This is a genomic window from uncultured Porphyromonas sp. (assembly GCF_900541275.1).
GTDB lineage: Bacteria > Bacteroidota > Bacteroidia > Bacteroidales > Porphyromonadaceae > Porphyromonas_A.
In genome coordinates this window covers 1-26,261 of record NZ_UQJH01000014.1, presented here as the reverse complement: position 1 = coordinate 26,261, position 26,261 = coordinate 1, and the positions used below count along the sequence as shown (strand labels likewise).

General features: G+C 59.1%; 20 protein-coding genes, 2 tRNA genes, 1 CRISPR repeat array and 1 riboswitch. Of the genes, 15 read left to right on the top strand and 7 right to left on the bottom strand.

Features of this window, described 5'->3' with window-relative positions; genetic code table 11:
- Positions 1-44: 44 nt before the first annotated feature.
- The 6 genes from pepE (at position 45) to QZR17_RS06310 (ending at position 5,149) form a co-directional block, all read left to right on the top strand.
- Entirely contained in the window at positions 45-782 is a 738-nt protein-coding gene (pepE, locus tag QZR17_RS06335; protein ID WP_296164821.1) for a dipeptidase PepE, read from the top strand.
- The gene (locus QZR17_RS06330; protein ID WP_297129077.1) at positions 779-1,369 is read left to right on the top strand and encodes a DUF1599 domain-containing protein; all 591 of its coding nucleotides are present in this window, start codon (positions 779-781) and stop codon (positions 1,367-1,369) included. The genes pepE and QZR17_RS06330 overlap by 4 nt, the downstream gene beginning before the upstream one ends.
- 13 nt (positions 1,370-1,382) lie before the next feature.
- On the top strand, positions 1,383-2,570 hold the full coding sequence (locus tag QZR17_RS06325) for a BT_3928 family protein (protein WP_297129074.1): 1,188 nt from the start codon (positions 1,383-1,385) through the stop codon (positions 2,568-2,570).
- A 9-nt stretch (positions 2,571-2,579) separates the two neighbouring features.
- Positions 2,580-3,335: a triose-phosphate isomerase gene (gene tpiA, locus QZR17_RS06320; protein WP_297129071.1), complete on the top strand. Its 756-nt coding sequence runs from the start codon at positions 2,580-2,582 to the stop codon at positions 3,333-3,335.
- 324 nt (positions 3,336-3,659) lie between these two features.
- Positions 3,660-4,079: a FeoB-associated Cys-rich membrane protein gene (locus tag QZR17_RS06315; protein WP_296122255.1), complete on the top strand. Its 420-nt coding sequence runs from the start codon at positions 3,660-3,662 to the stop codon at positions 4,077-4,079.
- Positions 4,080-4,087: 8 nt separating this feature from the next.
- Entirely contained in the window at positions 4,088-5,149 is a 1,062-nt protein-coding gene (locus tag QZR17_RS06310) for a hypothetical protein (protein ID WP_297129069.1), read from the top strand.
- A gap of 250 nt (positions 5,150-5,399) precedes the next feature.
- A CRISPR array of direct repeats spans positions 5,400-5,731; the repeat unit is 37 nt; unit sequence CTCGCAGACCATATTCCATTAAAACAAGGATTAAGAC.
- 268 nt (positions 5,732-5,999) lie between these two features.
- On the opposite strand, the gene QZR17_RS06305 is transcribed toward QZR17_RS06310, so the two are convergent.
- Positions 6,000-8,189 carry a DUF349 domain-containing protein gene (locus tag QZR17_RS06305; RefSeq protein ID WP_297129066.1) on the bottom strand — a complete coding sequence of 730 codons (2,190 nt, stop codon included), beginning with the start codon at positions 8,187-8,189 and terminating at the stop codon, positions 6,000-6,002.
- Between the two features lie 190 nt (positions 8,190-8,379).
- Between QZR17_RS06305 and QZR17_RS06300 the strand changes: the two genes are divergently transcribed.
- Together QZR17_RS06300 and QZR17_RS06295 are read left to right on the top strand one after the other, a co-directional pair.
- Positions 8,380-8,453 (top strand) — tRNA-Arg (locus tag QZR17_RS06300).
- Positions 8,454-8,501: 48 nt separating this feature from the next.
- Positions 8,502-8,575, top strand: a tRNA-Arg gene (locus tag QZR17_RS06295).
- A gap of 180 nt (positions 8,576-8,755) precedes the next feature.
- Here the strand turns inward: QZR17_RS06295 and QZR17_RS06290 are convergent.
- From QZR17_RS06290 to QZR17_RS06275, 4 genes are read right to left on the bottom strand one after another with little or no spacing between them, the layout of a single operon-like run.
- Entirely contained in the window at positions 8,756-10,213 is a 1,458-nt protein-coding gene (locus QZR17_RS06290; RefSeq protein WP_297129064.1) for a DUF5074 domain-containing protein, read from the bottom strand.
- A gap of 27 nt (positions 10,214-10,240) precedes the next feature.
- The gene (locus QZR17_RS06285; protein WP_297129062.1) at positions 10,241-11,671 is read right to left on the bottom strand and encodes a hypothetical protein; all 1,431 of its coding nucleotides are present in this window, start codon (positions 11,669-11,671) and stop codon (positions 10,241-10,243) included.
- Positions 11,668-13,722 carry a TonB-dependent receptor plug domain-containing protein gene (locus QZR17_RS06280; RefSeq protein WP_297129059.1) on the bottom strand — a complete coding sequence of 685 codons (2,055 nt, stop codon included), beginning with the start codon at positions 13,720-13,722 and terminating at the stop codon, positions 11,668-11,670. The genes QZR17_RS06285 and QZR17_RS06280 overlap by 4 nt, the downstream gene beginning before the upstream one ends.
- Positions 13,719-14,873, bottom strand: coding sequence for a DUF5074 domain-containing protein (locus QZR17_RS06275; protein ID WP_297129056.1), 1,155 nt, complete (start codon positions 14,871-14,873; stop codon positions 13,719-13,721). Before QZR17_RS06275 ends, QZR17_RS06280 begins: the two co-directional genes overlap by 4 nt.
- A 125-nt stretch (positions 14,874-14,998) precedes the next feature.
- A riboswitch (cobalamin riboswitch) is annotated at positions 14,999-15,211 on the bottom strand.
- Positions 15,212-15,309: 98 nt separating this feature from the next.
- Here QZR17_RS06275 and QZR17_RS06270 point away from each other — a divergent pair.
- From QZR17_RS06270 to QZR17_RS06255, 4 genes are all read left to right on the top strand, one after another.
- Complete coding sequence (locus tag QZR17_RS06270; protein WP_297129054.1) at positions 15,310-16,389, top strand: S24/S26 family peptidase; 1,080 nt, start codon at positions 15,310-15,312, stop codon at positions 16,387-16,389.
- Positions 16,386-17,012 carry an HAD family phosphatase gene (locus QZR17_RS06265; protein ID WP_297129051.1) on the top strand — a complete coding sequence of 209 codons (627 nt, stop codon included), beginning with the start codon at positions 16,386-16,388 and terminating at the stop codon, positions 17,010-17,012. Before QZR17_RS06270 ends, QZR17_RS06265 begins: the two co-directional genes overlap by 4 nt.
- Entirely contained in the window at positions 17,005-17,628 is a 624-nt protein-coding gene (locus QZR17_RS06260; protein WP_296163965.1) for a YigZ family protein, read from the top strand. Before QZR17_RS06265 ends, QZR17_RS06260 begins: the two co-directional genes overlap by 8 nt.
- A gap of 133 nt (positions 17,629-17,761) precedes the next feature.
- Positions 17,762-18,337: a 30S ribosomal protein S16 gene (locus tag QZR17_RS06255; RefSeq protein ID WP_297129046.1), complete on the top strand. Its 576-nt coding sequence runs from the start codon at positions 17,762-17,764 to the stop codon at positions 18,335-18,337.
- Positions 18,338-18,431: 94 nt separating this feature from the next.
- On the opposite strand, the gene raiA is transcribed toward QZR17_RS06255, so the two are convergent.
- Entirely contained in the window at positions 18,432-18,731 is a 300-nt protein-coding gene (raiA, locus tag QZR17_RS06250) for a ribosome-associated translation inhibitor RaiA (RefSeq protein WP_296163961.1), read from the bottom strand.
- Between the two features lie 30 nt (positions 18,732-18,761).
- Entirely contained in the window at positions 18,762-19,688 is a 927-nt protein-coding gene (locus tag QZR17_RS06245) for a tyrosine-type recombinase/integrase (protein WP_297129043.1), read from the bottom strand.
- Positions 19,689-21,571: 1,883 nt separating this feature from the next.
- Between QZR17_RS06245 and QZR17_RS06240 the strand changes: the two genes are divergently transcribed.
- From QZR17_RS06240 to QZR17_RS06230, 3 genes are all read left to right on the top strand, one after another.
- The gene (locus QZR17_RS06240) at positions 21,572-23,158 is read left to right on the top strand and encodes a DUF4301 family protein (protein ID WP_297129113.1); all 1,587 of its coding nucleotides are present in this window, start codon (positions 21,572-21,574) and stop codon (positions 23,156-23,158) included.
- 32 nt (positions 23,159-23,190) lie between these two features.
- Complete coding sequence (locus QZR17_RS06235; protein ID WP_297129041.1) at positions 23,191-24,987, top strand: aminopeptidase P family N-terminal domain-containing protein; 1,797 nt, start codon at positions 23,191-23,193, stop codon at positions 24,985-24,987.
- Positions 24,988-25,289: 302 nt separating this feature from the next.
- Positions 25,290-25,571 carry a hypothetical protein gene (locus QZR17_RS06230; RefSeq protein ID WP_297129038.1) on the top strand — a complete coding sequence of 94 codons (282 nt, stop codon included), beginning with the start codon at positions 25,290-25,292 and terminating at the stop codon, positions 25,569-25,571.
- Positions 25,572-26,261: the final 690 nt, after the last annotated feature.

Here is a 26,261-nt window from a genome sequence, read left to right as displayed (position 1 = left end):
GGGTAAATTTGCATAACAACTAATCAGACAATACACTTAGACCTATGAGACGATTACTACTGATCAGCAACTCAGCCTCTCCTGGCGAGAGCTACTTGGAGAAAGCCGGCCCCGATCTCAATGACTTCCTCACCGAGGCCGATCGTGAGGAGGTGATCCTCGTGCCCTACGCCGCCATCACCTACTCCTACGATGAGTATGTCAGCAAGGTCAATAAGGCACTCGAGCCCTTCGGGATCAAGGTCCACGGGCTGCACACCTACGATGACCCGGTAGCAGCGATAAAGAAGGCGACCGCCATCCTCGTCGGTGGTGGAAATACCTGGGTGCTGACCGCCACGATGCAGCGCCTCGGGCTGATGGAGCCGATCCGCGAAGCCGTCAGCCTTGGGATCCCCTACTCCGGCTGGAGTGCAGGGTCCAATGTCGCCTGCCCCACGCTTATGACGACCAATGATATGCCTATCGCTGAGCCGGAGAGCTTCCGCACACTCGGGCTGATCCCCTTCCAGATCAATCCTCACTACCTCGACAAGGCCCCCGAGGGACACGGAGGCGAGACGAGGGACTTCCGCATCGTAGAGTTTATCACGCAAAATCCGGACATCTTCGTCGCTGGACTGCGTGAGGGCAGCCGCTTCCTCATCCAGGGCGATGAGATCGAGGTGCATGGGGAAAATAACGTCCGCATCTACCACGGCGGTGAGGAGACTCAGGAGATGATGCCTACGGGCGACTTCTCCTTCCTCCTCCAGGAGCCCTCTCGCGAGGAGGAGAAATGAGTGAGGGAGCGAGCCTACGACCTGAGGTGAGCCCCCGCGATACCGCCTGCCAGTACGATGCAGTGCTTAAGGAGTGCCGTGGGCTCTTCCTCCGGAAGTTTGACGACTACGGCGCCTCGTGGCGGGTCATGCGTCCGTCGGCGGTCACCGACCAGATCCTGATCAAGGCACAGCGCATCCGCTCCATACAGGAGCTGGGTGTCCAGCGTGTCGAGGACGGGATCAGGGGCGAGTTTGTCGGGATCTTCAATTACTCCCTCATGGGGATGGTGCAGCTGGAGCACGGCTATGCCGATGACAGCCGGGTCGATCCCCAGCTGCTCCTCAGCTGGTACGACAGCTACGCCAAGCGCGCCAAGGATCTGATGCTGGATAAGAATCACGACTATGGTGAGGCGTGGCGCTCTATGCGTATCTCCTCGATCACCGACATCATCCTCCAGAAGATCTTCCGCACCAAGCAGATAGAGGACCACCGTGGCGAGGTGAGCGTGAGCGAGGGCATCGATGCCAATTACCTCGATATGTGCAATTACGCCGCCTTCGCCATCATCCGCATCGACGAGGGGACCGACCCGATGTACTAATAGCCCACCAGCCATGCGTCACCGCTACTCCGACCACCGCCCTGCCACCTCCCCGGGACTGACCCTCATCGTCCGTGTCGTACAGGTCTTAGTGGGGCTCTTCTTTATCTTCTCCGGCTGCACCAAGGGGATCGACCCTATGGGTACCGGGCTCAAGATCATGGAGTACCTCGGTCTCGCGGGACAGTCCATCGACCTGTCGCTGGCTACCTACCTCGCTGTGGGGCTCAATGTCCTCGAGGCGCTCCTCGGCACTCTCCTCCTACTCGGCATAGGTCACCGGTGGGTCTCCATCGCGACCCTCGTCCTGATGGTGCCGATGACCTGCCTGACGCTCTACATCTACATCGCCAGTCCGGTCGCCGACTGCGGCTGCTTCGGCGATGCTCTCAAGATCAGCAATGGGGCCACCTTCTGGAAAAACGTGGTCCTGCTGCTCCTCCTCACCCTCCTGGTCCGCCACCGAGATGCCCTCTACGCCCTCCGGAGCCTGAGAGCTCAGGTGATCACGGGAGCGACTATGGCGCTGGTGCTCCTCTCCTTCAATATCTACCCCCTCCTCTACCTGCCGACGATCGACTTCCGTCCCTACAAGGTCGGCACACCGATCAGCCACTTCTACGACCGACCGGCAGACGACGGGATGCGCTACATCTACGAGCGAGCCGGTCAGGAGCGCATACTCACGACTGATGAGCTGGCGACCATCGACTCCACCTGGACCTATGTCCGGTATGAGGAGCTCACCGCCAAGCCCGCCCACGAGCGGGAGAGTGAGGCAGACCTGATCCTGCTGGACGCACAGGGTGAGGAGGTGGGCCACCACCTCGCAGCCACCGACGCCCAGGCACTCCTCTACATCACCTACGACATTGATCGGATGAGCGAGGAGCAGCTCCGCCTCGGGCTGGAGTTGCAGGAGCGCGCCCACCATCCGGTGACCCTCGTGATCACCACCCCGATCGACCGCTTGGAGAGCCACCCCCGGATCGACCTGATCCGCCGCTACGGGAGGGTCCTCTTTATGGACCTGAAGATGGCGCAGACCCTCATCCGGAGCAATCCAGGGCTGGTCGTGATCCACGATGGCATCCTCTCCGACAAGCTCTCCTACGTGAGTCTCCGCTTTGCCGTGCAGGACCGGCACTTCCTCGCCCACCTATTCAGACATCCGCAACTAACAAGTATACTAACAGAGTAAAGATTGATTATGAGAAAGAAAATTGCAGCTGCCAACTGGAAAATGAATACCACCGTCCCTGAGGGTATCGAGCTTGCGAAGAGTGTTCGTAAGGCTCTCGAGGGCGTGGACCGCAAGTGCGACATCGTCCTCGGCGTCCCCTTTACCCACCTCTGCGCTGTCGCTGAGGCGGTCAAGGGCACCGACATCATCGTGGCGGCAGAGAATTGCGCCACCGAGCCCAAGGGTGCCTACACCGGTGAGGTCTCCGCAGCCATGGTAGCCAGCACGGGAGCCAAGGCGGTCATCCTCGGCCACAGCGAGCGCCGCCAGTACTACAGCGAGGACTCTGAGACTCTGGTCGCCAAGGTGGCACAGGCACTCGACAACGGGCTGCAGGTGATCTTCTGCTGCGGTGAGGACCTCGAGGAGCGCAAGGACGGACGGCAGTTTGACGTCGTCCGCAAGGAGCTCGAGGACGGGATCTTCAATCTCAGCGAGGACGAGTTCCGTAGCGTCGTCATCGCCTACGAGCCGATCTGGGCGATCGGCACCGGTGAGACTGCCACGAGCGAGCAGGCAGAGGAGATGCTCAAGTACATCCGCCAGACGATCGCCGACCGCTACGGCAAGGAGGTCGCTGAGGAGACCTCGATCCTCTACGGTGGCTCCTGCAATGGTAAGAATGCACCTGAGCTCTTCGCCAAGCCCAATGTCGATGGCGGACTGATCGGCGGCGCCTCCCTTTCGGCAGAGAAGTTCCTCCCGATCGTTGAGGCCTTCTGATACCACTTCATAGCTCACATACAGATGGGGCTGTCCCGAATGGCGGGGCAGCCCCTTTTTTTACCCCCCTCAGCAGCGATTTCTCTAATACCGATATTAGTGATCTCTAATATCGGTATTAGTAAACGCTAATATCGGTATTAGAGAAAAGGCAATTCGGAGCGGGATAAGAGGGTGGGGCGGTTTGCGCAGGTGGCGCTAGGACAGAGGGCATGGAGCTTCAGGAGCCACCGCACGGAGGTCTCTGCTCTGCACGCTTTGACGCATCGCCTTTTGACTAAGCCCTTAAAGTAGTACCTTTGTGTAAAAGAAAGTACCTCGGTTATGTCTACGATCATCACACTCCTGATATTGGCTGTCGCTGTCGGGTTTCTCATCCGGCAGCTGATCCGCATGATCCGCCGCAATGGCGGTCAGGCGCCTGATGCTGCGGTGGCAGCCGACTGCGGGGGCGGATGTCTCGCCTGCACTACCGGCTGCACAACCCCCATCGACCCTAAGCTACAGGGCAAGCGACGACCGATGATCCTCTACTATGAGGATGAGGAGCTGGATCGCTTCCGCGGACGAGCTGCCGGGCTATACACCGAGATGGAGACGCAGGAGTTTCGCGATGTCCTCGAGACGCTCGAGGATGCCGATGTGGCGGGCTGGGTGACCAGCATCCATCGCCGCGGGATCCACTTCCCCGAGGGTGTCGCTGACGAGGTGACGCGGCGGCTTAGCTTAGTGCTCAATCAGTAACTGAGCCTGTGGACCACTCCTCGCTACCGCTCCACCCGGCACACGCTGCCGCACTTCTCCTTACCCTCCTACTTCCCGCCTGCTCACTGCTGCATCGTGTCGAGCGGCTCAATGCCTCGACCTACCTCCGGCAGACCCTTGCGGATCTCTCTCAGGAGAGCCGGAGGCCTCTGACGACCGACACGCCTCTACTCCTTTACCCCCTCTCTACCCTCCCTCTGGGCGAGGGCGAGAAGCTCTACGCCACTGCTCTTGCGCTCGGTGACCCCTACCTGCTGGAGCGGGTGGCCCTCGTGACCGGTCACCCAGAGCAGGCACTGTACTCCGAGGACCCGCATAGGGCGGTGATGGCGGCTGCCCTCGTGGGAGACACGGTGCGCCTGTGTCGGCTGATCGATACCAACCCCGATGCAGCGATGGCATACTCGCTGGCTCACCTCCGGGGCGATACGGTCGCTGCAGAGAGACATCTCGCACTGGTGCTGGAGGGGAAAGGGTACCCCGCTGAGACCAAGCGCCTTGCTGCCTGGGCACTCGCTGCCTATCCATCCCAGAGGGCGGAGGCGATCGACCGGCTGATCGCCATGCGAGAGCAGGGTCCGCTGAGGGAGTGGGCGGAGGTGCTACGTAATGCGGAGCTTACTGCCGACTACTTTCGGCTCAATACTCCCATCATACTCTCGACTCTCCCGCGAGGGTCTCTCATGGAGCGGATGCTGCTCGCGGACCTGCGAGAGAGACTCTGGTCCCTCAACCTCTGGCCCGAGGCACTCCAGGTGCAGAAGCGACTGGCAGACGATCGCTACACCGAGATACTGAGGTACGAGAGAGAGATAGCGCTCCTCGAGACCTACGAGCATCCCGCTCGGGAGCAGGCGGAGACGGGGGGTGCCACGGTCGAGGGGCAGAGCTTTGTAGAGCGCTTTGGCCCGGTACGTAATGTCAATAATTGGGTGATGAACTATGGTGGCTACAGCGGTATCACCGCCTCCCGTCGTCTCACACCCGACGAGTACCTCCGGCTCCACGCCCAGCTCACCGCCCTCCTCCGCCCTGAGACGGGTAAATAGGAGTTGCATCAGGGTTTAGGGCTGGGGTGACGCACCTGAGTGGCAGAGAAGCCAATTAAATGGGTCATCCCCGAGAGAGAAAATGGCCGAAAACCCCAAAATTGTAAAGTAGAGATGACACGTTGTACAATCAATTCAAAAAACCTTTGTATATTTGCACTCAGAGGTACATGTTTTCCCTCAAAATTTTAGGGTTCTGCGGTCTTTTTGGTTGTAAAGGGCTCATATACAGACCTTCACAGATTTGACCCTCGCAGACCATATTCCATTAAAACAAGTATTAAGACTTTTTAATAAGGACATCAAGTAGCTTCTCTAGCGGTATCTCGCAGACCATATTCCATTAAAACAAGGATTAAGACTGGGTTCGTTTGAGAGCGTTTGCGAGATGGCAAGCAACTCGCAGACCATATTCCATTAAAACAAGGATTAAGACTGCTCCCGGCAGAGGCCACTCTCCAAGATCTGGAGCTCGCAGACCATATTCCATTAAAACAAGGATTAAGACACGCATCTCCGTAGACCTTTGCGCTGTCATAGACCTCTCGCAGACCATATTCCATTAAAACAAGGATTAAGATTAGGTTTTGATTAACCAGGAGGGCCAGAAGGTCCTCGCAGCAGAGGCGATGCATTTGAGCGGTAGAGAAGCCACTCCATCCATTAATGAAGCGTGTGGAGCGAAGCGCCCCCTTGTGGGTCACCGGGGGAGAGGGTGTAGCTCAGCGACACCCTCTCGGGGTCAAGGGGGTTGGGGGATCAGCACATCGGTCACCGCTTGGCGATGAGCAAAAAAAGGAGGGCTGCACCAGTTATGGGTGCAGCCCTCCTTGATTAGGGTCTAAGTGATTTACTCCTCAGCCGGGGTCTCAGCCGTTGCCTCAGGCTTGGTCTCAGGCTCCTCAGCCGGGGTCTCGGACTTGCTGTCGTCGGACTGCTCGTCCTCAGGCTTCTTGGCCTCCTCCTTGATCTCGCCTACACGATCCTGGTACTGGGAGATCTTGGCCTTGACCTCATCGATCTGCTGCTGGACGTGCTTGACTATGGGGTTGCTGGGGTCTCCGGAGAAGAAGCTGAAGTTGGTCTCCAGCTGCAGCAGCTCGTCCTCCAGCTTGGAGATGCCGTGCTTCACATTCTTCTGCTCGTCCTTGAGGTCGTCCTTGGAGAGCTTGGAGAGGTCTTTGTCGAGATTGACCTTGGAGAACTTTGGCTCCCTCTGGCGGTCGTCACGACGGTCACCGTGGCGGGAGTTTCCGCCCCCTCCTCGGCGATCCCTATTGCCTCCCTCGCGACGGTTGCCACGGCGTCCGCCCTGACCGCCTTGTCCGGTGAGGATGCGCATGGCGCCGAAGTAGCGATTGAGGACATCGTCCTTCTCGTCATTGGGGACCGGACCGATGGTGCGCCACTCCTGCTCGAGCGCTTTCACCTCATCGGCTGTGGAGGGGTCGTTGCGGCGGTCGAGGAGCGCCTCGAGGCGGTCTACGACATCGTACTTGGCCTGAAGGTTTTCCTTACGGTCGGCATTGCGCTGCTTGTGCAGCTCTGCCTTGCGCTCGAAGAACTTGTCGCAGGCTGACCGGAAGCGCTTCCAGAGGCGTTGGGCCTCAGCCACTTGGGTGCCGAAGCGGGAGTTCTCCGTCCACTCTCTCTGCATCGCCTTGAGCTTATCGGTGGTGGCACTCCACTCCTCGCTATCCTGCAGAGCCTCAGCCTCATCGACCAGCTCGCGGAGTCGCTCAAGCTTGGGCGAGATCTCGGCGGAGAGGTCCTTGAGGAAGGCCTTGCGCCGCATGAAGAACTCGTCCCTCACTACATCGTACCTGCTGCGGAGATCGATGAAGAGATCCTTAGGCACCCGACCGATGGACATCCACTGGCTGTGGATCTTGCGCAGCTCATTCTCGTAGCGGCGCCAGCCCTGACGGCTGTCGGGTAGGGTGACGAGCATCTTCTCGAGATTGTCGACCAGCTCCTTCTTTTTCTCAAAATTAGCTTTCTCGTCCTCGTGGATGGCCTTGAAGTGGTCGTCGTGACGCTTGTAGATCACCTGCTGGGCGTCCTTGAAGTCCTTCCAGAGGCTGTCCTTAAACTCCGGTGCCACGGGACCTACCTCCTTCCACTCGTCGAGGAGACCCTTCATCTTGCGGAAGGCCTTGACGGCGTCCTTGTCGTCAGCGAGCGCCTTTGCCTTGGCGATGATCGCCTCCTTGGTGGCGCGGTTGTCGGCGTAGTCCTGGATGCGCTCCCCCTCGCCGACCTCCTTCTCCTCATAGAAGCGGTCCAGGAGACCGGAGTACTCGTCCATCAGGGCGTTGCGGTCATTGTCGGGCACGCGACCCACCTCGCTCCAGGAGTGGCGGATGTTGAAAAACTCGTTGCGGAGGGTGATCGGATTCATTGTATTTGTCGGGCTGAGCAGGTCCCTCAGGCGCTCCACCAGCTGGCGCTTGGCGGCTAAGTTGGCCTCGCGCTCCGTACGCTCCTGCTCGCGCTGATCGCTGCGGAGCTTCTGCACGCGGGTCTTGAGATTGATGAAGCGGACTACCGACTCGTCCTCGGGGGCTGCCTCGGTGGTCTCCGTCTCGGCACTCTCCTCACCGGTAGGCTTGGCCGTGACGCTGCCCTTGGGCATCATCTGCCGCTCGAGACGGCGCATGTCGCGCTGACTCGGGATGGTGCCCTCCTCGACCATAGTATTGATCGCTTCGTAGAGCTCGTCACCACTGAGCTTGGAAAGGTCGGCGTGTGGCTTCTTCGCCTGCTCGTCGCCCTCCTCGGACTCTTCCTCCTCCTCTTCGTCCTCCTCTTCGCCGTCCTCAGCGGTGGGAGCCTCCTGCGGCTCCTCGGGGGTGACGTCCTTCTCCTCCGACGCCTTGTCCTCCGGAGTGACCGACTCCTCTGTCGTAGTCTCCTCGGTGGGGACCTCAGTCTCTGTGGTCTCGGTCTCTGCGGTCTGCTCGGTGGCAGCGTCGGTGATGGTCTTCTGCTCCTCCACCTCCTGGGGAGCGGTATTCATGTCTGTGGGATTCAAGTCCATGGCTCAAATATACTTTAGATAGATTATTGCTGGCTGGTCGAGCTACAGCCCGATCAGCCCCCTAAGGTACTCATTTTACAGGATTTCCACCACCTGTCCGGAGCGATCAGGTCACAAAGCACGCCCCTTGGATTACTTCTGTAAATATTGTACCTTTGCAGTCATAAGCGAGGTCGATAGACCTGCGCCTGGCTCGGTAGCTCAACTGAATAGAGCATCTGACTACGGATCAGAAGGTTATAGGTTTGAATCCTATCCGAGTCACTTCCAGACGGTCGCCAGACTGTCTCGGGGTGTGAGCAATCATACTTCGGCCCGGTAGCTCAACTGAATAGAGCATCTGACTACGGATCAGAAGGTTATAGGTTTGAATCCTATCCGGGTCACTTTTTTGCGTATTTTATTTGTTAAACATCACTTTGGATGCCTCCGGTTGTGACAACTGGGGGCTTCATCTTTTTTATACCCCTCCCCCATGGAGAAGTACTCTATCGTGATGGGGCAAAAAAAGAGGGGCTGTGTCGCACGTGGCGGCACAGCCCCTCTCTTATGGATGAGGTAGGGTATTACTTCTTATCCTCTGCGTAGGGGAAGAAGTAGCCCGCGGGGAAGCGTACGAGGTTCTCGATACGACTTACCAGCTTCGCCTCATCGCCCTTGAGGTCGAGGACATAGACGGTATTGGTCTTGTAGGCTGATCCCCACCCCTTGAGGGTTGCGTAGTAGACCAGTCCGGTGACGGGGTGGACGGCAGGGGTCTGGTAGGAGGTTGAGTGGTCGGGGTTGACGGTCTTGTAGCTCCACATCTCCTTGGTGGCACCGGTGGAGAAGAGGTGGCGGTAGATCGAGTTATTGCCCTCACCGAAGTAGATCGTGTCGCCCTTGGCGGTGATGGTCGAGGTAGAGGCCCAGGCGATCTGGAGAGCACTTCCACCCTCAGCGAGCGGGAGGGTGTGGCTCTTCTCGATCTCGTAAGTCTCCACATTGACGAGGGCGATCACACCCTCTCCCTCAACACCATAGGAGAGGTAGAGGTGCTTGTCATCCGCCTTGGCCATACCGGAGACCTTGCCGGGGAAGGTGATCCGCTTGGCGACCTTGTCAAAGGTCTTCTCTCCCACCTCGATGGCGCAGAGAGCGTCGTTGGTGGTGAAGAATACCTTGCCGCCAACCTGGAGGAAAGGGTGCTTGAGTGCCCCCTTGCTGTCGGCTACCGGTACGTAGAGGTCCATCTTGCTGTCGTAGCATGCGATACCGTGCTCGTCGCGGATGTAGATGTGCTCAGCATCGTAAGCGAGGAGGTGGGTGGGGTTTTGGGCCTCGCTGATCTCACTTGTGTAGGTGCGAACGAGACGGAGGGTATTGGCATCGATCTCGGAGAGGGTGCCACTCTTCTTGTAGGGACCCTGAGCGATCACGTAGATCTTGTCACCGCAGCGGCTCATGTCCTGTGAGGCGACTCCGAGATCGGTGCCATTGATGGCGTGGAAGGGAGATGCTACGGCATCGCCCTTGGGGTTGACGTAGATCATGGAGCCCATCTCACCGGTTCCGACTTGGCCCTCGTTGAGGATCAGGACCGCCTTGGGGTCGGCGTAATTACGCATGCGACAGACGATGCCGGCGCGATACATGATGCCCTGAGCATTGGCCCCGGAGACGAACACCTTGGCGGGTGTGTCGCGGACCGCGAGGGGTGCGGTGATGAGGAGCTCACCCTTCTCCTCATCGCAGAGGACGCGCCAGTCGGTGTCGGTGGTGGAGGCAGCGAGGTCGGTGATGCCCTTCTCGGCCTCAACCTTTACGGTGAGTGTCTCTCCGGGGAAGAGGGACAGCTCGGTCTGACCGGCTTCGCCGCCGGTCAGCTTGATCATGGGGGAGCCGCCCTCCTGCCCGATCTGCTGCTTGAGCTTATTGATCTCCTGCTGGAGGTCGGTGATGTCATCGTCGGTGGCGCAGCTCGTGAGCGCACCCACCGCCATCAGACCCATCATCAGGGTCCTCAGTGTCTTTAGTCTAGTCATAAGTGTTACTTGTATAAATAGGAGTGTTTACTGAAATGCTTTATCGCTTGCCGGTGCGAAGTGGTCTTGCAGGGGGTTGCCACTTTGGCTCTCCATACCTATCTGGAAGGATAGTCCGTGCCAACTCTTATCGGTGACCGTAGTGCCGGTAATACCTATGTTGCTGTAGCTCCAAGGGGCAAGGCGCTTGTCCTTTTGGTAATAGACCCAGTAGCCGGCAGTCTTCCAGCCTGACCTCCAGAGGGCGGAGGGGATGGTGAGTTGAGCGGCATCCACATTGGCATTCCCCGACTTGGCGTGGAAGATCCGCGGTGACACCTCATCGACCGGTATGCCGTCGATGAGGACTTCGACCTTCTTCTCCGGCTTCTTCGGGAGATAGCCGATCCCCGTGCAGGCGATGCCGTAGCTGCTGAAGGGGGAGGTGAGTAGCACTAATTGCTGATCAGCCGTCACCACATCGCGGAGCATCTGCTCTGCAGTCACCTCGCCCTCCCATCTGTAGCCCCAGACGAGGGCGTGAGGAAGTCGGTCGTCGTGCCAGTCAATGACGAGTGCCGCTTGCTTTGCTCCCTCCCCTACCCAGTAGGTGATGTCCTCAGCGCTGAAGAGCGGATCTCCGCCATTGGTCGTATTGGCCTCCTCGGGGACCTCGGCCTCCGGGACGGTGGAGGAGAAGCGATCCCCGATGAAGGCTGCGGTGACGGACCCACGGTGTGAGAGGCGAGGGGCGTCAATCTTGTCGGAGACGTTGTCGATGGTCAGCGTCGCCTCTGAGGGGCGGGTCAGTAGTGCGAGGAGCTTGATCTGAGACTTAGGTGGCAGACTCTTGGTAGCGGGTGAGGTGGTGAGCCTCTCCGTTGCTGTCGCCAGGGTGATCCTCTCTGTGGCTTTCTTTTCCTTAGTGACATTGACCAGTCGGAGGAGGACAATGCTCTGCTCCTTGCTCTGGGTCAGTGTCAGTGATATGCTATCGCCTTGGAAGCTTCCCTCTCCCTCCATCTCTACGGGCATCAGATCCATGATGTGTAGGATCGACCGCTGCTGCTTCGGGTCGAGCTCCATGATCCGTGGGCGCTCCTCCGGTGACGCCCCGGTGAGGCGAAGTGTGAGCTGATACTTTTTTGTCCTGTCTATCGTTGATAGTTTGCCCTGAGGGATGCGGATAGTGGCCTCTCTGGCGGAGCCCTTTACCTCTGTCGGGGAGAGATGCGAGATCGTGACACTTTTCGCTCCTTGAGAGAGCTTGACCTCCACACTCTGTGACTCGTCCAGGTAGTAGGTCATACCTACCCTCAGCCCCTCTATCGGTATGATGCCCTCAGGCATAGAGATAGAGATCGTGAGGTCTTTGCCTGCCGGGGTGGGGGTGGGGGAGGGAGACGTCCCTTCGTCACCGCATGCCGGGAAGAGAAGGAGGAGTAGCAGGAGGAGCGAAGTGGCAGAAAACTTACTCATAGCGTGATAAGAATAGATGCGAGAAGGTTGCGACGCGGCATCGGGTAGTACTGCGTCGACTCGTAGTAGGTGTTGAAGAGATTATCCACTCTCAGCTGAGGAGAGAGGGTGACGCCACTCCGCAGTACCCAGGTGTAGCCGAGGGCGAGCTGCGTGACGTTGTAGGGATAGGTGAAGTAGCTCTGGTCCGTCGTCACATACCGCACCCCCACGTAGGATGTGGTGACGGAGAGGAACGCCTTGGCGTAGTCAAGAGAGAGTGTCAGGTGCCACTTCTGTCGAGGGACGTAGGGGATCTGCTTGAGGTAGGCACCATCATCCCTGACATCGCTCTTGCGGGAGTGGGAGTCGGTGTAGGAGTAATTAAAGGCTGCGCTACCACCCCAGTTGCCGTGACGGTAGGAGAGCTTCGCCATAGCTTCCAGTCCGGAGGAGAGGACGTTGCGCTTATTCTGGGGCGACCAGAGCCACTGATTCTGTGAGCCTCCCTTGGTGAAGGCTCCCGACTCGGGGTCTATCGGCAGCCAGAGTATCCAGTCATCGATCAGGAGGAGGTAGGGAGAGAGTTCGCTCTCTATGCGCCAGTGGCTGCCGAGTGGCTGTCGGTAGGAGAGAGTCAGGTCGGTTGAGAGTCCGTGCTCGGGGCGCACCTTGGGGTTGCCACCGGGTCGCCAGTAGAGCTCGTTGAGTGTCGGGAAGCGGTAGTTGTAGGCGACGCTACCGCGGAGGTGAAGGCGCTCCGGGAGAAGCGTCCCGGTTATGCCGAGGGAGTAGGTGACCACCGGCTTACGGCGGTCCACCAGCTCCATCATCAGTCGTCCGTCGGCGAGCCAGTGGTCGGCCCACTGCCACCTCACGGCGCTCGCCCAGGAGAGTGCGGAGCGGTGGATCAGCTCCGGTGCCGGCAGCTCTGGACGCTCGTAGCCACTCTCATCAGGCACCCGCACCACATCCTCGCGGTAGCTCTCCGCCCGAGCGATATCGTGTCGGTAGGTGAGGGTGGTGGAGGCGTGTAGGCGATCGCTGAAGCGGTAGCGGTACTGTCCGCTCAGGTGGATGGTATGGGAGAGATTGGTATTGCCTTGGGGGTCAAAGTAATCATTGTCAAACCATCGGTCATACCTCATCCTGTAGTAGATATAGGCTGCCTTGACATCCGCTTGACCTTTCCCTGCCCTGTGATCCAGTCCGAGGTAGGCGCGGAGATTGGTCTCCCCCTGTCGCTCATGCACGGTCGTCTCCACGCCAAGGGGCTGTGGCAGCATCCGCGTCCCCTGCTGATACCAGAGTGCGGAGGAGAGGAAAGAGCTCTCCCCGAGGCGGAAGTGGCCCTCCTGCATAGCCGAGCCAAGGGTGAAGCGTGCATCGCTCCGCTGCTCGAGGTAAGCATCGGCGGAGGATACCTTATTGAGATAGCTGTAGTTATTGTCAGAGTGGCGAAGGAAGGCCCTCGTCTTACCGGATATGCGATCGGTCCCATACCTTGCCGATGCCATAGCGCTGTAGGTGCCATAGGATCCATACTCGCCGGAGAGGGTGAGTGCCCGCTTCCCGTCCCACATCGGGGTGGTGCTGAGCCGTACGCTGCCACCGATGGCACCGCTACCTGTAGTGGCGTCGCTACTGCCATAGACGAGCGAGACGCGGTCGGCAAAGAAGGTGGGCATCTGGGAGAAGTCGAAGATCCCCGACATCGCCGGCGTGAGGTCGATGCCATTCCACATCACCCGTGTCTGTGACGCGCCGGCGCCGCGGAAGGAGGCGGTGGCGAGAGCGCCCATACCGAGGCTCTTGATGTGTACCGCGGTATTGTCAGCCAGCAGCTCGGCGAGAGAGCGTGAGCGGAAGAGCTCGATGGTAGCCGGGGCGATCTGCTCCACCTTGGCTCCGGCATTGATCTCCCTCTCTTTCGTGATCGCCCGCTGATAGACGAAAAGCTCAGCGAGAGTCCCCTCCTGCTCCACCTTATCCTGGGCGAGTAGAGTGGGGAGAGCAAGGAAGGGCAGGAGGAGGAGAAGTGGCAGGCGCTTCATCATGACTCGGTTCATCATGACTTAGGGAAAAAGACAAAGTTGGGGTAGACTGCCACCTTATAGCTCTTCTCCTCTCCGCGGTCAGGAGAGTAAACGCGCACATAGCCTCTCTGGGCAGTGAAGTCGAGGCAGTCGCAGATGCACACCTTCCCCTCGGGTGAGACACTCATGCCGTACATCAGCTTCACCTCGGGAAGCGGCAGGTAGCGTGTCAGCTCCTTAGAGTCCACGTCCATAGTATAGATCACCTGGAGCGGGCGAGTCTTTGCTCCCGGGTTGTCCTCCGATGCCTCTGTCAGGCTGAGGTAGATCCGCCGGCCGGAGGGGTCTATGTCGATCCGATTGTAGCCCGGCATCCCCATAAGGTCACCCCGCTTCAGGTCGCCTCTCTTCTTGATCGGGATCAGCAGCTCGTCCACCACCTCCTCAGCCACCGGGTCGATGCAGCTGAGTCGTGGCAGCTCGATGCCGTCCACTCGCTTCGTGGAGAGGATCCAGATCCTCCTCCGGTGATCCACCACCGGCTTCGCTGTCGACTGCGCCCAGCTGACTGACACCTCGTCGATAAGTCGCATGGTGCTGAGACGAAACTTGGCTGCATCAAAGACTGCGATACCCCGGTCTATGTAGGTGCAGAAGACCTTGCCTCCCACCGTGATCATCTGCTCGATGCCGGAGGAGGAGAATGGTAGCTCGATGTACTCCAGCTCTCGGTAGGGCGGGCGAGTGCGGATCGTGACGAGCTGATTGTGGAGGTCAGAGACAACGGCAGTACTATCGGTCAGGGGAGTGATGTAGCGAGGGGAGCCTGCACGACCATACCGGATTGACCCGACGCTTCGGAAGCTCTTGGGGTCAAGGATCTCGATCCGGCGGGAGTTGTCAATAGCGATGAAGTAAAGCCCATTGATCTCGGCCATCGACTGCGCTACATCGCCGAGAGGGCGCTGATTGACCGCCCTGAAGACATCGTAGTGGACGGTCCCATCGGCGTAGATCACCGAGAGGGCGGCGGTATTGGTGGTGAAGAGTCCCTCATTCACCACGATCATCACCGCTTTATTGCCATCCTCGCCCTCGAAGGAGGGGAGCTCCGGGATCTTGTCGCAGGCGCACACCACCGAGAGCAGTGCAGCCAGCAATCCCATTGCCTGTACTCGTATCCTCATATCTCTCTACAGCAATTGCGATCACCGGGAGAGAGGGTAGGATGAATGGCAGGCACAGCGATGGCGTGGATCCGACAGCGGGTCGGTCGATTGCGACTCAAGCACGGCTCCTTTCCCCGGAAGCACTATACTCTTAAGACTATGGCAGGTCTTCCGGCTTGCTCCCTCCCTTCGCATCCTTCCCATTGCCTACTGGGCAACAGTGGAGAGTAGAGTGTGAGGGGAGTTCTCTATGGAGCTTACGGCAGCGGGTCTGCCCAGGTCTTGCACCTGATTCCCTTTTCATCCTCCTATCCGGAGAGCCCGAGCGGGAGGACACCAAATAGTCTACGTGGGCGCAAGTTTAGCCATTATTATCCATTTTGCCAAAAATACACCGCCCCTGCCATCGGACCAAAGGGGGGTGGATAGGTCGCGGAATATAACTATATTTGCAATGTTGTATATAAGTAAGATGCCTATCGTGAAGAAAAACGACACCGCTGAGATCCGTCAGGGTCAGCACGACCGGATGGTCCGGGCTTACGACTACCTCCGGTCGCACAACTTTGTGGAGACGACCGATGATGTGGCTCTCCGTATGGGGGTCAATAGGAGCTCCATCCGCTCGGCCCTCTCGCGTGGGGGGACCTATATGTCGGTCAATCTGATCGACGACTTCTTAGACGCATTCGACGGGATCTTCTCCCGCCCCTGGCTCGTCGATGGTGAGGGAGAGATGCTTGCGGGAGGGGAGGTCTTCTCCACCTCTCCGTACCCTACGCGTAGCGACCGAGTGACTTATGTCATGGAGCAGGAGGGGCTGACCTATAGTGAGATGACGAAAGAAGTGGGTCTGAGCAACGCCTCCACACTCTTCCGCATCACCCGCTACGGACAGCGCCCGCAGGATGCGACGCTCGATAAGATCCTCGAGCGCTTCCCCAAGTACCGCAGGGAGTGGCTCTATACCGGTATCGAGCCGATGCTCAGCACCCCGGAGCCGGCTGAGGAGGCACCGGCAAGCCCGATAGAGTTCCTCGATGAGGAGGCCCTCGCCAAGAGCACCGCTCTCCCATACCACCCCTCGCAGACTATGCGCTTCCCTCTCGTGGAGGACCCCGCCGTCGCCGGCACGCTGACCAGCTTTGGCGATCCCGACCCGGATGGGGTGCGGATGATCGAGGTGCCGGTGGACCGGCACTACCGGGGCATCTACCGGATATTTACAGTGCAGGGCGACTCGATGGACGACGGCTCGAGCAAAGGTCTCTCTGAGGGAGATCGCGTGCTGGCACGCAGTGTCGACAGGGACTACTGGCTCGATGGGCTCCACACGCGCGACTGGCTCTACTTCATCTTCGTCACCCGCTCTGAGGGGATCGTCATCAAGCAGGTGATTGGCCAAGACCCTCGGCAGGGGCTCTTCAGGCTCCACTCGCTCAATCCCTTCTACCACGACTTTGACCTCCACGTGGAGGATATAGTGGCTATATATAATGTCATCGAGATCGTCTCTCGCCGTCTGACCGTATGAGTATCCACAACATCATCTTTGACCTCGGCGGCGTTCTCCTGATCGACCGCCCCGCAGAGAGCGTCCGGCGCTTCGACCGGCTCGGCTTCGTCGAGGCTCGTGGGCTCCTCTCGCCCTATCCCGAGGAGGGACTATTCCCCGACTTAGAGGTCGGTCGGATCACTAAGGAGCAGTTCCGCGACATCGTCCGCACCACCTACGGTCATGACCTCACCAGCGATGAGATCACATGGGCCCTCGCCGGCTATGCGGGCGAGGTAGAGCTCTATAAGCTGGATTACCTCCGCACTCAGCTGAGTGACTACCGCCTCTTCCTCGGCACGAATACCAATGCCTTCCTCTACGACCTCTACCTCTCGCCCCACTTCCTCCCCTCGGGCGAGTCGCTGGAGAGCTACTTCGAGCGATGCTACGCCTCTCACCTCCTCCACATCAAGAAGCCCGACCCGCGCTTTTACCACCTTATCTTGGACGAAAACGACCTCGACCCCCGGGAGATCCTCTACATCGATGATCGGGAGGAAAATGTGACTGCTGCCCGGGAGCTGGGGCTGACCACCCTGCGCCCGGCGAATGGGACCGACTGGCGTCCCGCCCTGGAGAGACTGCTGTCCCATGAGTGAGCCAAGCCCCATCACCTCCTACCGCTCCCTCACGGCCGAGGGTGCCGGTCTCTACACCGAGCTGCGCAGTCGCTTCATCTCGCGCGCTGTGCCTGTGGAGACGGTCGAGGAGGCTATGGCGGTGATCGAGGAGGAGCGGGCCAAGTACCACGATGCGCGCCACTGCTGCTGGGCTTATGTGGTGGGCATCCGGGAGCGTGAGGAGCGATGCAGCGATGACGGCGAGCCCTCCTCCACCGCCGGCAAGCCGATCCTCGGGCGCATCCATGCACTCGGTCTGACGGGGGTGGTGGTCACCGTCGTCCGCTACTTCGGTGGCAAGCTCCTCGGCACCTCCGGCCTGATCGTCGCCTACCGCACCGCCGCCGAGCTCGCCCTCACCGATGCTCCTCATAAGGAGACGCTCCTCACGACACCCCTCACGCTCCGCTTCTCCTACGATAAGATCAATCCCGTGATGATGCTCCTGCGGGATTACGAGGTAGAGACGATCGACTCCACCTCCGATCTCGAGGGGTACATCTGGCAGGTGGCGGTGGAGGACGCGCGGCTACCGCTCTTCCTTGAGGCGGCCAAGCTGCACTACTACCTGAGGATCGATCAGGCGGAGGAGTGACATCGCCCGCTGGGGACCTTGGACGCTAGGGCTAAAAGTCGTACCTTTGCCCTCGCGTTTCACCTCCAAGGTCGTGAACCTCTCGGAGAGACCGTGGGACGCACAGTACACTTATTTTTTATACCCATAGATTATGGCAACAGTTATCAGACTGCAGAGACACGGTCACAGAGCCTATGCTTTTTACTCGATCGTCGTCACACACCGTAGAGCACCGCGCGATGGTCGTTTCATCGAGAAGCTCGGCACCTACAATCCCAATAACGATCCCGCCGTCGTGGATCTCAATTTTGAGCGCGCACTCTACTGGATCGAGCAGGGTGCACAGCCCTCAGATACCGTACGCAGCATCCTCTCCCGCGAGGGCGTGATGATGATGAAGCACCTCCGTGGAGGTGTCCGCAAGGGCGCATTCAGCGAGGAGGAGGCTCAGAAGCGCTTCGACGACTGGATGAAGGCTAAGAAGAGCACCTACGAGAGCGAGAAGGAGAAGGCTGAGGCCGCTAAGCGCGACAGCGCCAAGAAGCTCCTCGATGCTGAGCGTAAGATCAACGAGGCTCGCGCCAAGGCCATCTCCGAGAAGGAGGCTGAGGCCAAGAAGGCTGCCGAGGAGGCTGCCGCTGCCAAGGCTGCTGAGGAGGAGGCTCCCGCAGCTGAGGAGGCACCCGCAGAGGAGGCCGCTGCTCCTGAGGCACCTGCCGCAGAGTAAGTCACCCCGACATAGGGCACAATATCATCAGAGGGCGGATCGCACAGTCGTGCGGTCCGCCCTCTTCTTATATGTATGGTATGTGATTGATCTATCAGCGACCTGAGATGCGGTCCTTCAGCTTCTTCAGCTGGATCTCGAGCGCCTCGCATGCCTCATCAGCAGCCTGCTCAAAGGTATCAGCCGTCTTCTCGGAGAAGAGGTCAGGTCCCTTGACGGAGAGGGTGATGCGGACCTTCTTATTGCGCTTTGTCTCCGGCTTGACCAGGGTCATGACTACCTCTGCATCTAAGATATCAGCATAGTAGCGCTCCAGCTTTTCGACCTTGGTCGTGACAAAATTCTGCAGGTCGTTGGAGGCCTTGAAGTCTACGTCTTGGATCTTTACGTTCATAATAATAATCGTAAGTGATTGGTTGGTGAGTTATTCCTTGTGAGGCTTGTGCGCCCTGGGGTGGGCACGGTACATCCTCTGCAGTTCCTCAAAGGTGGTGTGGGCGTATATCGACGTGGTGGAGACCTCCTCGTGACCGAGGAGCTCCTTGACGCTCATCAGTCCTGCGCCGTCATTGAGAAGCGCCGTGGCGAAGCTATGCCTCAGCACGTGAGGGCTCTTCCGGGAGTAGCCGGAGAGGGGCTCGAGGGCCTCCCTGACGTAGCTGTAGAGCTGGCTGGCGCTGACCGGCATCCCTCGCTCGGTGGTGAGGAAGTGCGTCTCCTCCGGACGCGTTCTGCGGTCCCTGTAGGACAAATATAGAGCTATTTTCTGATCAAGCAAAGGACCGAAGGGGATATGTCGCTCCTTATTTCGCTTGCCGATGACGCGCAGCCTCTGCCCCGGTCGATCGATGTCGGTGAGCTGCAGACCGCGTGCCTCCGCTGACCGCATGCCGGTCTGGAAGAGCAGGTCGGTCACAAAGGCGATCAGGAAGAGGTGGTCCCGATCCTCCTCCCGCTCTGCCGTCTCGGCATCGCCGTAGAGGCGATCGATCCGGCTGACAAGGGTGTCTGCATCGACGAAGGGCGGCAGGCTGCGCTCCATCTTGGGCAGCTGCACGGCGGCAAAGGGGTCGCTCTCCACCACCTCCTGCTTGAGGAGGTAGGTAAAGAACGTACGTAGCGAGGAGAGTCGCCGGTGGACCGTCCGTGGGCTGTCCCCCCGCTCCATCAGCTGCATCGCCTGTCGCCGAGCGCCCCTCAGGTCGATCGCCCGTAGAGCCTCCGGCACCGGCTCCACACCGCAGGTCTCACTCCATATCTCCAGATCACGCCGGTAGGCGGCGATCGTGTGGGGTGAGGCGCCACGCTCGTAGGTGAGGTAGTCGACGAAGTCCTGTATCAGGTCGCTCATACTGCTGATCTATACGCTCGCGAGGGCCCCATAGTGGAGCTCTCATCACACGATAAATATAGCGACAAATATCGAGACGCTCCATCCCCTTCTCTCCACTGCCCCAAGGGTGACGCATTTGAGCGGTACAACTATGCAGAGAAGATCTTCGGCGCGAGATTCCTCTCCTAATGCACCCGCCTGCCGATCCCGCAGGGGCGAAGCCCCGGAGGGATCACCGGTCTTTAGCCTGGGTGTCGAGGAGGGGCGCATGCCTCGAAGACTCCGGGAATGAAGAGCTCGGGAAAGATATACGACCCCGCCAGGGTGTCGCACTGATCGACTGACTGGTAAGTGCGACACCCTGACGGGGTCGCTGGGAAGGGGGATTTCTGCTCTGCGACCCGCAAGGGGTCGAGGGGATAGGGGCTGGTCTCGGCACATCGGTCACCGCTTTGCGGATGACCGATGCCTATGGAGCGAGCACCCTTCGGGTGCCACCCGGATGAGTCCCCCTTGGTATATGATGACCCTAATACCTAAATGCCTCACCCCCTGTATCTTGTCGGACGAGTCGGACAGAGGCAAGAACAACCGGTGGTGCACCCCGACAGGGGTGCCTTCTTCATAGCCTGGGTGTCGAGGCACGAAGTGCCGAAGACCCCGGGTTACCGGTAATACGCCTTAATATATACGACCCCGATAGGGTGTCGCTCCCTCCAAAAGCTCAATATTACGACCGACCCCTGGCGGGGTCGAGGAGAGAGGGCCCCGACAGCTTACCCGGGGTCGTCGGGGCTTACGCCCCTCCGACACCCGGGCTACGAAAAACGCACCTCTCCGAGGTGCTTCATCTGCCACCTATTTTCCCTAACAGAGGACACCCGGGTTACCGGTGATACGCCTTATACATACGACCCCGACAGGGTGTCGCTCCCTCGCTACGGGTCGAGAGGGTAGGGGTAGGTCTCGGCACATCGGTCACCGCTTTGCGGATGACCGATGCCTATGGAGCGAGCACCCTTCGGGTGCCACCCGGATGAGTCCCCCTTGGTATATGATGACCCTAATGCCTAAATGCCTCACCCCGCACCACCGTCCTTTCTCTGCGAGAAATCTAATACCGGTAAAAGAAAACTCTAATACCGATATTAGTGAACTCTAATATCGGTATTAGTCGCGCCTAATATCGGTATTAGATATCCGCCTCCTCCGGCATCCGGTCAGGCGACCCCTTAGGAGGTACCAGTGCTGTCCCCTTATGCGATGCTCAAGAGTACCCGCCGACCCTCCGCCGCCACAAAAGCACCGACCGGATTGCCACAAAAGTATCGAGTGGATTGCCACAAAAGTACCGACTAAACAGCCACAAAAGTATCGAGCGGGTCGCCGATATAGCCATTAAGTACCCTCTCTCTCGCCGGATGGCTCGGAGCGCCGTGCTGAGGACCTCGGCTCTGAGCGCATACTAAGGGAGGGCAACGAATCTCACGATCCATTGCCCTCCGCTCTATTCTTACTCCCTCGTCTGTAAATGAAGATCAGTGCCTATCGACCTTCTACAGCTTAGCTTTTTTCCCCCCTTAAAGGAGAGGACCTATGGGTCTTCGCTTGGGAGCCCAAAGAAACTTCACGACAGTTTTATTTTACTTATTCAATGACCCAAAGGTAAGTCCTCTTGCCCACTTTAGGAAGCTTTTTGGAGAAATATACCCCCTTGTAAGTACCCCTTAAGCCACTTATACTCAGATCGGGGTATGTCTCGGGTCGCTTGTGTGGCGGTCTGGTACCTTGTCCCTATTGTCCGGGATGCGGTGGGTGAAAAAAAATAGGTAGGTTTGTGTGGATGCGGTAGGATAGCCGCTGAGAGAGTGTGGTAACCCATGAGTAAAAGAGAGAAGATTATGCAAGAGACCCAATGGACGGAGGAGGATCTCCGTCAGATCAGTGATCATGGGATCACGAGAGCGGAGGTAGAGCACCAGCTGGAGCTCTTCGAGGAGGGCTTCCCCTTCCCCACCATCGTGCAGGCAGCTGATGAGGAGCATGGTATCCGTGTGCTGACGGAGGAGGAGCAGCGCGAGGCGCTGGAGACTTGGTCCTCGGCCCTGAGGGATCCATCGGTGAGGGTCCTCAAGTTTGTCCCCGCCAGTGGCGCTGCATCGCGGATGTTTCGCGACCTCTTTGCCTATATGGAGGGCGGTGAGCCGACCGAGTCGGTGCAGCAGGTGCTGGATCGGATGGAGGACTTTGCCTTCTACGACGACCTCAATAAGGCCTGTATGCTGGGTGAGCGAGGCAAGGGGGCGCGCCGCCTCATCGATGCCGGTGAGGGGCGTACGGTGGTCCGCTACCTGCTGACGGAGGAGGGGCTGCACTACGGCAGTCTGCCCAAGGCGCTGATCCTCTTCCATAAGTATCGCGACCGCCCCCGCACGGCTGTCGAGGAGCATCTCGCCGAGGGGGCTAAGTATGCCCGCCCGGTCAGTGGCACGGTCCACCTCCACTTCACCCTCTCTCCGGAGCATATCCACCCCTTCAAGACCCTTCTCTCACGACGTCAGTCGGACCTGGAGGACACCTTCTCCGCCGCGTACGACATCACGACGAGCACCCAGAAGCCCTCGACCGACACGATCGCGGTGGGTCCGGACAATAGGCCGATCCGCGATGAGGAGGGACGGCTGATCTTCCGCCCCGGTGGGCACGGCTCGCTGATCGAGAACCTCTCGGAGGTGGATGCGGACATCATCTTTATCAAGAATATAGACAACGTCGTCCCCGACAGCGAGAAGAGCAGCACCATCATCTACAAGCAGATCCTCGGTGGCGTGCTGGTACAGCTGCGAGACAGGGCGTATCACCTTATGGAGGAGCTGCGGGACGAGACGCGCGTGAGCGCCTCGACGATACGCGAGGTGGAGGACTTCCTGAGGTCGGCTTTCTGCGTCGAGACCTCCACTCACAGCGACTCCACCGAGGAGAGCGATGTGGTGGCGGAGCTGGAGCGTAATCAGGAGAAGGAGTCCACCATCCTGACCCTCCGCTCCCTGCTCAATCGCCCGATCCGCGTCTGCGGTATGGTGCGCAATGAGGGCGAGCCGGGCGGTGGACCCTATATCGTCAGGAGTGAGGATGGCACGACATCGCTGCAGATCCTGGAGAGCACGCAGATCGATCACGACGACCCGGAGGCAGAGCGGCAGTTTAGGGAGAGCCGCTTCTTTAATCCCGTGGACCTCGTCTGCTGCACGCGCGACTTCCGGGGCAATTCTTTTGACCTCACCCGGTTTGTCGACAAGAGTACCGGCTTCATCTCCCACAAGAGCCGCAATGGTCAGCCCCTCAAGGCACTCGAGCGTCCCGGACTCTGGAATGGCGCCATGGCCTACTGGAATACCTGCTTCGTCGAGGTGCCTGCCGATACATTTAATCCCGTGAAGACTGTCAATGACCTCCTTCGCCCGATCCATCAGGCGGTGGAGGAGTAATACCCGAATCACTTTACACTACACTTATATATATGAAAGAAGAGATCATCAAGAGACTGGAGTCGATGCGCCGCGCCATCAAAGAGGCCGGCATCGATGCGGTCATCGTGCCGAGCTTTGACCGGCACCTCAACGAGTACACCCCCCGCTGCTGGCAGGCCCGGCAGTATATCAGTGGCTTTATGGGCTCTGCCGGCACCGCTGTCGTGACCGCTGAGCATGCTGCCCTTTGGACCGACTCGCGCTACTTCCTCGAGGCGACGGAGGTGCTCCGGGGAACCACCTATGAGCTGATGAAGGAGGGGATGCCCGGCACCCCGACGATAGCCGCGTGGCTGCGCAGCCTCCCGGAGGTGAAGCGCGTGGCACTCAATGGCGAGTGCATGAGCGTCGCCGATGCAGCACAGCTGCAGAAGGAGCTGCGCCTCGGCCGGATCGAGCTCGACCTGTCGCACGACTTCATCAAGCAGATCCGCGGGGAGGAGATGCCCGACATCCCGCTCAATGACTTCTTCGTACAGCCGGATGAGGATGCCGGCAAGACTCCCCACGAGAAGGTGGAGGAGGTGCGTCGGATGATGAGGGAGGAGAATGCCGACACCCTCATCGTCACGATGATGGACGAGGTATGCTGGCTCTACAACGTCCGCTCCTCTGACGTGGAGTACAATCCTACCGGCGTCGCGTATGCGATGGTGACGGCGGAGGGTGCATTCTTCTACGTCGATGACCGCAAGATGACCGACGAGGTGCGCCGCCACTTGGAGAAGAATGGGGTGGAGGTTCGCCCCTACGACCAGATCTATGAGGACGTCTCTGCTCTCCCGGAGACGGCGATCGTCTGGGTTGACCCGATCCGCACCAATGCCGAGCTGGGTCGCCGTGTGCCGAAGGGCTGCATCGTCGTCGACCAGATGAGCCCGATCACGATCCTAAAGTCGATCAAGACCGAGGCGGAGTACCAGGGCTGCCGCCGGGCTATGCTGCGGGATGGCGTGGCGCTGACGAAGTTTTGGAAGCACCTCTACGAGATGCTCGACCGCGGTGAGACGCCTACGGAGTACGAGATCGATGCGATCCTTGCCGGCTTCCGTGCCGAGAGTGACCGCTACCTCTACGATAGCTTCACCACCATCACCGGATATAATGCCAATGGTGCCATCGTCCACTACCACCCGATGCCCGACACCAGTGCCAAGATCGAGCCCAAGGGGTCCCTCCTTCTTGACTCCGGCGCTCAGTACTACGACGGCACCACCGACATCACCCGCACCGTCTCCCTCGACGGCAAGCCGTCTGAGAAGCTGCGCCACGACTACACGCTGGTGCTGAAGGGCCACATCGACCTGCAGCTGGCGGTCTTCCCCAAGGGAACCCGCGGCAACCAGCTCGACGTGCTGGCGCACCGCTACCTCTGGCAGGAGCATAAGAACTATGGCCACGGCACCGGCCACGGTGTGGGTCACTTCCTCTGCTGCCACGAGGGCCCGCAGAACATCCGCACCGACAATAATCCCTCGCCCATCCGGCTCCACAGCGTCACCTCGGACGAGCCGGGCTACTACCCCGAGGGCGAGTACGGCATCCGCATCGAGAACCTCATCCGCTGCATCAAGGTCGGCGAAGGGGGCGGTGAGGAGTTTTACGGCTTCGAGTGCCTGACCCTCTGCTGGCTCGACAATAGGATGGTAGATCCGTCGATGCTCGATGATGCGCAGCTCCGGTGGTACAACGACTACCAGGAGCGTGTCTATCGCGAGATCAGCCCCGAGCTGGACGAGGAGACCGCCAAGTGGCTCCGCGACCACACGCTCCCCTTAGAGCGCTGATCCCTCCTTTCTTAATGGCTCAGGAACCCCGGACGATGCACAGCCCTCGCCCCGGGGTTCCTCTTTTTCCTCCCACCTCGGCCAAAAGTGGAAATGAAAACCGGCCAAAGTCGGAAGCGAAAACCGGCCAAAAGTGGAAACGAAGAAAATTAACTTTCTCTTTTTTCTTGGTTTTTAGGTAATTAGAGCAAATAGTCACGTGCTGAGCTCCTCCCCGTAGATTAGACCATAATCTGCGATTAGCGTCACTTACTGTTTGTTGCTGAGCAAAGCAGACTTTTATCAAAGTAATAATATCCTATATGTCAAGACATAAAGCCCTAAGACTGTCATCCCACCCGACGCCCTTCGTCGTCATACTCGCCTCGGCGGCGTTGCTGATGCTGGTGAGTCGCTACCTGATGGATCAGAGTGCCCTCGTGGACCTGATCGCCACCATTCTGCCCATCGTGATCGTCGGCCCGGTCTACTTTTTCTTAGGTAAAAAGCAGGGCTGGGCGCTCTCCCTTGGATCAGTTCTCCTCGCTGTCTTACTGATGGCTGCGCTCGTGGGCATAGCCTCGTACTTGATTACTGTCCGGTAGACCTCTCCTGCGCACGGAAGCGCCCTCCCAGGGCTGACGCACTTGAGCGCTACAGCTAAGTAGCGATCACCCATACCAGGTGCGATCCCGCTGACCGGTGGACCTCGTGATGCTCCTACCTACCGGTCCAGCAGGGGGCGGAGCTTCAGAGGCATCATCGTACATCAAGACACGAGGTGGCGAAGACCGCAGAAGACGCATTTTTGGTCAAGAAGAGGCAGGAAGAGACACGGAGAGACAACTCCTCCCGCCGGGGTGCTATATTTGCACCGCTGACGCTTCCGGATAAGTGAGGTGATCGTGGCTTGGGGTGATGGGGGCAGCCTCTGCTACTCCCGCTACGCGCATTCTACATCCTCTATCGGGTATCTCGAGCTGTAGGAGAAGACTCTTAGGCGCGCACTTCGATAGGCTGATGGGTCGTACCGCAAAGGGCGCTTCGCATCCGCATCTTCACAGTGAGCTGAGGGGCTTTCTGTATCACTTAGTACCCCTCAAATGCATCTCCCCACGTTAGGGGTGACGCATTTGAGCTTTACAGCTATGCAGAGGAGATCTGCGGCGCGAGATTCCTCTCCTAATGCACACGTCTGCCGATCCCGCAGGGGCGAAGCCCCGGAGGGATCACCGGTCTTTAGCCCGGATGTCGAGGGGCGAAGCCCCGAAGACTCCGGGAAAGAAGAGCTCGGG

Bases quoted from the DNA above. Each gene is read 5' to 3' on its own strand.
- pepE (WP_296164821.1), top strand. From the start codon at position 45: ATGAGACGATTACTACTGATCAGCAACTCAGCCTCTCCTGGCGAGAGC.
- QZR17_RS06330 (WP_297129077.1), top strand. From the start codon at position 779: ATGAGTGAGGGAGCGAGCCTACGACCTGAGGTGAGCCCCCGCGATACC.
- QZR17_RS06325 (WP_297129074.1), top strand. From the start codon at position 1,383: ATGCGTCACCGCTACTCCGACCACCGCCCTGCCACCTCCCCGGGACTG.
- tpiA (WP_297129071.1), top strand. From the start codon at position 2,580: ATGAGAAAGAAAATTGCAGCTGCCAACTGGAAAATGAATACCACCGTC.
- QZR17_RS06315 (WP_296122255.1), top strand. From the start codon at position 3,660: ATGTCTACGATCATCACACTCCTGATATTGGCTGTCGCTGTCGGGTTT.
- QZR17_RS06305 (WP_297129066.1), bottom strand. From the start codon at position 8,189: ATGGACTTGAATCCCACAGACATGAATACCGCTCCCCAGGAGGTGGAG.
- QZR17_RS06290 (WP_297129064.1), bottom strand. From the start codon at position 10,213: ATGACTAGACTAAAGACACTGAGGACCCTGATGATGGGTCTGATGGCG.
- QZR17_RS06285 (WP_297129062.1), bottom strand. From the start codon at position 11,671: ATGAGTAAGTTTTCTGCCACTTCGCTCCTCCTGCTACTCCTCCTTCTC.
- QZR17_RS06280 (WP_297129059.1), bottom strand. From the start codon at position 13,722: ATGATGAACCGAGTCATGATGAAGCGCCTGCCACTTCTCCTCCTCCTG.
- QZR17_RS06275 (WP_297129056.1), bottom strand. From the start codon at position 14,873: ATGAGGATACGAGTACAGGCAATGGGATTGCTGGCTGCACTGCTCTCG.
- QZR17_RS06270 (WP_297129054.1), top strand. From the start codon at position 15,310: ATGTTGTATATAAGTAAGATGCCTATCGTGAAGAAAAACGACACCGCT.
- QZR17_RS06265 (WP_297129051.1), top strand. From the start codon at position 16,386: ATGAGTATCCACAACATCATCTTTGACCTCGGCGGCGTTCTCCTGATC.
- QZR17_RS06260 (WP_296163965.1), top strand. From the start codon at position 17,005: ATGAGTGAGCCAAGCCCCATCACCTCCTACCGCTCCCTCACGGCCGAG.
- QZR17_RS06255 (WP_297129046.1), top strand. From the start codon at position 17,762: ATGGCAACAGTTATCAGACTGCAGAGACACGGTCACAGAGCCTATGCT.
- raiA (WP_296163961.1), bottom strand. From the start codon at position 18,731: ATGAACGTAAAGATCCAAGACGTAGACTTCAAGGCCTCCAACGACCTG.
- QZR17_RS06245 (WP_297129043.1), bottom strand. From the start codon at position 19,688: ATGAGCGACCTGATACAGGACTTCGTCGACTACCTCACCTACGAGCGT.
- QZR17_RS06240 (WP_297129113.1), top strand. From the start codon at position 21,572: ATGCAAGAGACCCAATGGACGGAGGAGGATCTCCGTCAGATCAGTGAT.
- QZR17_RS06235 (WP_297129041.1), top strand. From the start codon at position 23,191: ATGAAAGAAGAGATCATCAAGAGACTGGAGTCGATGCGCCGCGCCATC.
- QZR17_RS06230 (WP_297129038.1), top strand. From the start codon at position 25,290: ATGTCAAGACATAAAGCCCTAAGACTGTCATCCCACCCGACGCCCTTC.